Genomic DNA, 6914 nt, shown 5'->3' on the forward strand with positions numbered 1-6914 from the left:
AGAGCCCCGAGCGGGTGTTGCCGAAGTCGAAGCCCGCCGCTGGCAGACCAGGGAAACCAGCCAAGGAGCTAGTTTGCACGCGGAGCGCCGACAGGGCGGGCACAGCCCCACCAAACTGGCGGGCATCCATGTAGAGGCCCAGTTCCGGGTTGGAAAGGTAGTCGTCCGTTACAGCGTCCTCATTGTAAGGCGTGCGACGGTTCCAGAGGTCCTTGCTGCCGATGGGGTTGATGGCCTCGTTGGTGAGCGGCATGCCCAGGCGCGACACCTGCACGTAGGTGGAGTTGGCCGTGGTGGCGCCGCCCGTGGCGCTCAGCGTCCGAATGGTAGGGCGGCTAGCCGAGGCCCAGACGCCAATCACGTAGTTGGGGTCGAGGATGTTGGCCGCCGCCGAGACGGGCTGGCCGTTCTTTTGCAGCGTTGCAATCGGGACGCTCAGCGCAATAGAGTTGACATTGTACTTCGCCAGTCCGTCGCGGGCCCCTTGGTTAAGGCGCAGGCCTGCTAAATCGAATACGGCTCCCAGGTCCACAAAGAACGGGTCGTCGGAAGAACCGCAAAACACTTGTTCGTTGCCGCCGCCGCTGGCGTTGGTTACGGCGCTCTGGCGCAACGCAGTGTAGGAAGATTGGCTTAAGCCAACGGCCGTGTTGATGGAGCGGGGCCCGATATTGTAAGCGGGTACCACGCCGTTGGTTACGATGGCACTGAAGCCTCCCCCGTTCACACTTTTCTCGCAGGTGTAGGTGGTTTTCAGGTTTTGCTGGCCCAGGCGCACGTTGAAGAAGGTGGTCGGGTCCTGGTTGGTGCGGCTGAACGTGAACCGATACGTAATATCGTCGCCGGTCGTGGCCCCGTTGTTTTTCACGTGAATTTCATAGCGCACGTTCTCGCCAAAGGTATAGTAGCTTGGACCTCCTTGGGGCAGCTGAAACGGTATGTAGTTGGCAATCAGCACCACGCGGTTGGCATCGTTGGGGTCAACGAAGGCGTACACATCCGTGTTGTCGGCCACCGGGTCGTCGGCAATGAGCGGCGCTTCGCGGTGACTACTGGCTTCCAGGGGCGTGTACTTCATGGCGCTCCAGACTGAAAGCGTCGTCACGACACAAGCCCCGACCAACCAATGAATAGGTTTGGTAAAACTTTTCATAGAAAAACAACAGGTGAAAACGTGAAATGAAAACTGGCAAGAGAAATCTATTCGAAAAACAAAGAATTGATAATCAGAAGGTTGCATTAATGCAAAATGCATAGCAAGGCTAGCACAGTGCATGCTGGCAATCAAGGGATAAAAGAGATTTTAAATATATAAAGCTGCCCTCGGAGGATGGCAGGGAACTGGCACTGCAACGAGAAGAGGCAGCAAAGCCGAAGGGCTCAGTTGTCTTGCGCAAAGCGCATAGTAGAAAGCAAAAGCAGCCCCAATGAGGGCAGCCGCACCAGACCGAACAAGAACTATAGTCGCCGCTCTTCTATATAGAAAGAGAAGTGTACTCAGGAGCTTACGTCAATTGAACTGAGTTTGGATTTACTATAACTACTATTTATTATAAATACTATTATCTTGTTATAATTATAAAAACTGCGGCTTTTATAAAGCCGATTTCCTAACTGCCGGCCGATTGATTGCAGTGTGCGCACACTCTTAAGGAGAGGGCAATGTTTAGCGCCATTTATAGTGCCGGGCATGGCCCCTAGCTTCGGCAGCCTATCCCGCCGCTAGCAGCAACACCTTCCACGCCTCCAGCAGCTTGCCTTCCTCCAGAATCTTCTTGCCGAGTTGCATGAGCTGCTGCCGCTGCTCGGTGAGGTTACCGAAATGCTGTTGCAGCACGGCGCTTACCAACGGATCATTCTTGACTTCCTGAATCTGCTCAGCGGTAGGAATTGCCGGCAACTCGATGTTGGCGAGGCGGCCCAGGTTGTTGCCGGTAAGAATATCGGAGTGGCGGATGTGCTCGGGCAGTTGGTCGATGCCGATGCCAAGGTGGCGGTTGGGTTTGGGTACCGTGAACAAGCTTTGGGGCGTCACGCGGCAGTACCAGTCGCCGGCGAGGCGGGCCACGGCGTCGAACTTTTGCGGGTCAATGCCGGGGCCGGATTCCAGCAAAATATCCTCGCGAAAGTGGGCTTGCACCACCCGGCAAAGCACGAGGTTGCCGCCCCCGTTCGAGTCGCCGATGGCAATGATCTGCTCGACTACGCACTCCAACGACACCGGGCACTCGGCTACCCGCGGTGGCCGCACCAAGTCGGAAGCCAACTCCGTGAGGCCGGCTTTCACGAATTCGTTTACGCCCCGCTCGTACTCGGTGCTGGCCAACGACATTTGCTCTACTACCGCGTAGTCGCAGATATTGACCACGCATTCGGCTACCTCACGCACATTGAAAAGGGTGTGTTTCTGCGTGTTGTCGCGCACCCGGTTGGCGGGGGAGAAGACAAGCGTGGGCGGGTTGGAGCTGAACACGTTGAAAAAAGAGTACGGGCTCAGATTCACTTCCCCGGCGGCGGAAATGGTGCTCACAAACGCAACTGGCCGCGGGGCCACGGCGCTCAGCAGAAACTGATGCCATTCCGAACCCGGCAGCGTACCCGGGGTGATAGTGCGAAAAGACATAGGGTGGTGACTTATGGTTGGATAACGAAAGAACGCCTTGCCTGATCGGGCGTCTGCACAGCCGGACAGCCGTTTAGTAGCCTGCCATCAGCAATCAGCTAATCCAGGCGGCGGGAACGGCCGGTTTGCCTTGCAAGGGGAGGGTAACAATGAACTCGGTGTACTCGCCGAATGTGCTTTCCACTTCCAACGTGCCGCCATGGCCGCGCGTGACGATGTCGTAGCTAACCCAGAAGCCCAGGCTGAGGCCTTCGCCGTCGGGTTTGGTGGTGAAGAAACGCTGGAAAATATCGGTTAGCATCTCTTCGGTGAGCCCGGGGCCGTTGTCGCGAACCCGGATTTCTGCCTCGTCGCCGAGTTGGCAGATACGCAGCGTTATCTGGGGTACGTAGTCTTCTTCGATGGCTTGGCGCTGGCGCTGGTGCACTGCGTGAAAAGCATTGGTGAACAGGCTAACCAGCACCCGACCAAGCTCCTGCCGGACCACAGGTACCAGGGGTAGGGTTTCGTCGGGGAAGGAAAACAGGGCCGCGTTGAAGTGCCGGTTCTTGAGGCGTAGGTCGTGGTAGGTGAGGCGCATGTATTCATTGGCCAGCACGTTCAGGTCGGTGGGCTGACGTTGGGCCGGGCCGGTGCTGGAATAGTCGAGCATGTTGTTGACGAAGCCCTCGGCCTGCTGGCTGTGCAACACAATCTTGGACTGGTAGTAACTCAGGTTGTGAAACATCTCATCGATAATCTGCTGGTCGTCGATGGGTAGCGCGGTTTTGGCCAGTTCTTCGCGCAAATCCTGGCACAGGGCGGCGCTAATGGCCGCAAAGTTTTTCACGCTGCTCATCGGGTTCTTGATTTCGTGGGCAACCCCGGCCATCAACTCGCCTAAGGAAGCCATTTTCTCGCGCAGCACCAGTTGGCTTTGGGTGGTACGTAGTTGCTGCACCATGCGGCCCAGCGTGTCGCGCTGCCGGGTAAGCTCTTCTTTCTGCTGATTTATTTGGTGATTCAGGTGCTGTAGCCGCTGGTTGGCTTGCTTTTGCTGGTAAGTGTGGCGCCCGAGTAGCACCGCCACCATCAGCAGCGTGCCAAGCCCCGCCCAAAGGGCATACAGGCGGATAGTTGCCAGCAAATCAGTGCTTTGCTCTTCTAGTTGCCGTAGCCGGAGCTGCTCATCAAAGCCAATGGCATCGAGCTGTTTGATGCGTTGGGGGTTGTGCAGACTGTCCTGGGCGGTGAGCATGATGCCCATGTATTTCAACGTGCTATCATCTTGCCTACGAGCCCGGAATATATCGGCCAGAAGCGTACTGGTACGCAGCACCCCCATAATAAAGGGCAGCGTTTCACCCACTGCCAAGGCTCGCCGGGCATAGAAAACGCTGGAATCGGGCTGCTGATGGCGATAGTAGAGTTCCGCCAAATACTGAAAAGCACGGCAGCGGCTTCGCAAATCATTTTCGGGCAAAGCCGCCTGGGCGCTGCGGTGGTAGTACTGCACGGCCAACCCAGTCAGGCCCCGGGAGGCTTGCAACCGGCCTAGCTCCCGCAAGATGTAGGGCCGCGGGTTGCCCCAGCAACTCCAGCCGGCAGGAGGCGGGGTGCTCGTAAGGTCGTGCGCCTGGCGCAGGTAGTAGGAGGCCGAATCGAGCAGTCCTAGCCCTTCGTAGCTGGCTCCGATATTGGTTAAGATGCTAGCGTACAGGGACGCATCGTCGAGGCGGGCCCGTTCGTGGGTGGCGCGCGCTTGAAAGTAGTAACTCAGGGAAGGGCGAAAATCGTCGAGGGCGAAATAAAGCAAGCCCGTTTGGTTGAGCGTTCGGGCTTCTCCTCGCGGGTCGTGGCTTTGCCGGTTGAGTTGGAGCGCCTGCAAATTGAGGCGCAGGGCGGCGGGGAGGTTGCCACGTTCGGCGAGCAAAATGGCCAGGCGCGAAAGACAACGGCCTTCGCCTTTCCGGTAGCCAATCCGCCGGGCTAGTTTCAGGCCCTGTTGCGCGTACCACTGCACCGAATCGAAATGCGAGTAGCGATAGGTAGCACTTAAATCAGCCAGCAGCAGTACCCGGCTGGTGTCAGTGGAGGTGTGAGCTAGCGCCAACTGAAACGCGGCCGTTTGCGGACTTTGCGCGGCCCCCTGAAGAGCACATAATACAAGTGAAAAACAAACTAGTAATCGTGCAATCATACCCGAAAGGTAAGCATGGGGAAGAATCTATTTTGATTTGCTATTGAAGTCGGGTTGCCATAAATAGCTTCACAGTATAGCGAAACTGCTAATCTTGTGTTAGCCTTCAGCGTTTTCTTTTCTTCCTGCCCATGTCCCTGCGTCTCTGCTGCTTGTTGCTGCTCGTGTTAGTAGGGTTTCGAGTCCGGGCGCAGCAACCTACTAAGGTCCTCGCGGCCGATACCGCCCGCCTGCGCCGCCACCTGCTGACGCTCATCGGCACTCCGCAGCCGCGCAACTACCTGCATCCGGCGAGTTTGCAACAGGCCGCCGATTATATCCGGCAACAATTGCGCGCAACTGGCGCACGCACCACCGAGCAGCCTTACGAGGTACAGGGGCAACCCTATCAAAACCTGATTGGTAGCTTTGGTCCCGAGACCGGGCCGCGCCTCATCATTGGGGCACATTATGATGTGTGCGGCGAGCAGCCCGGTGCCGACGACAACGGCAGCGGCGTGGCGGCACTGCTGGAACTGGCGCAACTGCTAGGGCAGCAAATCAGCTTGCCCTACAGAATTGATTTGGTGGCGTACACGCTGGAAGAACCACCTTTCTTTCGGACCCGCCAGATGGGCAGTTACGTGCACGCCCAGGCCTTGTACGCGGCGGGCGTGCCAGTGCGGGGCATGGTGGCCCTGGAAATGCTGGGCTATTACGACGACCGGAAAGGAAGCCAGCGGTATCCGTTTAGCCCGCTGAAGCTGGTTTTTGGTAGCCGGGGCAACTACGTAACGGTGGCGCAGAAATTTGGGAATGGCCGCTTCGGCCGGCAGTTTGCGCGGCGCTACCGCACGGCGGCAGCCCTGCCCGTTAAGCGGTTCAAAGCCCCGGCGTGGCTGCCTGGCATCGACTTCTCCGACCACCTCAACTACTGGCAGTTCGGGTATTCGGCCGTGCTGCTCACCGACACGGCCTTCTACCGCAACCAGCACTACCACGAGCCCACCGATACGCTCGACCGGTTGGACATGCGCCGGCTGGGCTTGGCGGTAGATGCCGTGCTGGCTACCGTGTTGCACCCTTAATTCGCCACGAACCCAACCGTAGCTACTAGGTGGCGTAAGAAGTGGCACTAGTGCAGGAGCCTTTTTCAGTGCCGCTTTCCGGAATATATGAGAAGATTGCCGCTCGTAGTTGGGCTTTTTTTAGTGGCCACGGCCGGGTTTGGGCAGGCCCCACCCCGCCTGCTCGACCACAACACGCTGGGCTGGGTGGTGTATTCCGGCGACCATCAACTCAGCGAAAAATGGACGCTGCACACCGAGTACCAACTGCGGCGGGTGAAGCTGCTCGGTGCGCAGCAGCAGCATCTGGCCCGGCTGGGCATAGGGCGCCAACTCACCGACCGAGTAACGGTAAGCGGGGGCTACACCTACTTCCAGACGCACGAGTACGGACGCTACCCCACCGTTACCGGCCGGCCCCAACCCGAACACCGCCTCTACCAAGACGTGACGCTAACCGATGCGCTAGGCTGCCTGCAACTCGAGCAACGCTTGCGGCTAGAGCAGCGCTGGTTAGGGCAGCGAGCCGAAGAAGGAGCCGGAGATGTGCAGCAATGGGACTATCAACATCGAATCCGGTACCAGTTGGCGGGCAGCTTTCCGTTGCAAGGCCCCACCATCGACGACGGCGAATGGTATCTGAATGCGTTTGATGAGCTCTTCATCAGCTTCGGGCGCAACGTTGGGAACAATGTGTTCAACCAAAACCGCCTTTCCGGTGGGCTGGGGTACCAATTCAGCGGCAATGCTAAAGTGGAACTCAATTACCTCAACCAAGTAACGCAACACGCCACGCCGGACCCGGCCAGCGGGCAACCCGTTTTCGAAATCAACAACGGCTTCCGAGTGAATATCCTCTACGACTTGGATTTCACCGGCGGGCCGTAAGAATAGGGAGAAGTACTTCACTTAAACCCGGTCGGTCTGGACAAGCGGAAATTCCCGGCCCGTATCGTCTGTGCGTGGGCAGTGAGCAGAACTCGGCAACTCAGTTAATTAACTAGCGAATAAGTCGTAGCATTCAACTTCTAATGTGCCTAGTTAGTTAGCTGAAACGCTTTGTTTG

At 57.7% G+C, this 6914-nt stretch carries 5 protein-coding genes; 2 read left to right on the forward strand and 3 right to left on the reverse strand.

Annotation, left to right across the window (positions count from 1 at the left end; all coding sequences use genetic code 11):
- From ACFE7X_RS09625 to ACFE7X_RS09635, 3 genes are all read right to left on the reverse strand, one after another.
- Positions 1–1153: DUF4331 domain-containing protein (locus tag ACFE7X_RS09625; RefSeq protein ID WP_375435465.1), on the reverse strand; the 1153-nt coding region annotated here is incomplete at its 3' end.
- A gap of 558 nt (positions 1154–1711) precedes the next feature.
- The gene (locus ACFE7X_RS09630; RefSeq protein ID WP_375435466.1) at positions 1712–2623 is read right to left on the reverse strand and encodes a flavin reductase family protein; all 912 of its coding nucleotides are present in this window, start codon (positions 2621–2623) and stop codon (positions 1712–1714) included.
- A 94-nt stretch (positions 2624–2717) separates the two neighbouring features.
- Positions 2718–4802 carry an ATP-binding protein gene (locus tag ACFE7X_RS09635; RefSeq protein ID WP_375435467.1) on the reverse strand — a complete coding sequence of 695 codons (2085 nt, stop codon included), beginning with the start codon at positions 4800–4802 and terminating at the stop codon, positions 2718–2720.
- A 131-nt stretch (positions 4803–4933) separates the two neighbouring features.
- On the opposite strand from ACFE7X_RS09635, the gene ACFE7X_RS09640 reads away from it, so the two are divergent.
- Both ACFE7X_RS09640 and ACFE7X_RS09645 read left to right on the forward strand, forming a co-directional pair.
- The gene (locus tag ACFE7X_RS09640; RefSeq protein ID WP_375435468.1) at positions 4934–5869 is read left to right on the forward strand and encodes a M28 family peptidase; all 936 of its coding nucleotides are present in this window, start codon (positions 4934–4936) and stop codon (positions 5867–5869) included.
- Positions 5870–5956: 87 nt separating this feature from the next.
- A complete protein-coding gene (locus tag ACFE7X_RS09645) occupies positions 5957–6736 on the forward strand; it encodes a DUF2490 domain-containing protein (RefSeq protein ID WP_375435469.1) in 780 nt (259 codons plus the stop codon).
- Positions 6737–6914: the final 178 nt, after the last annotated feature.

The organism is uncultured Hymenobacter sp., from assembly GCF_964242765.1.
GTDB lineage: Bacteria > Bacteroidota > Bacteroidia > Cytophagales > Hymenobacteraceae > Hymenobacter.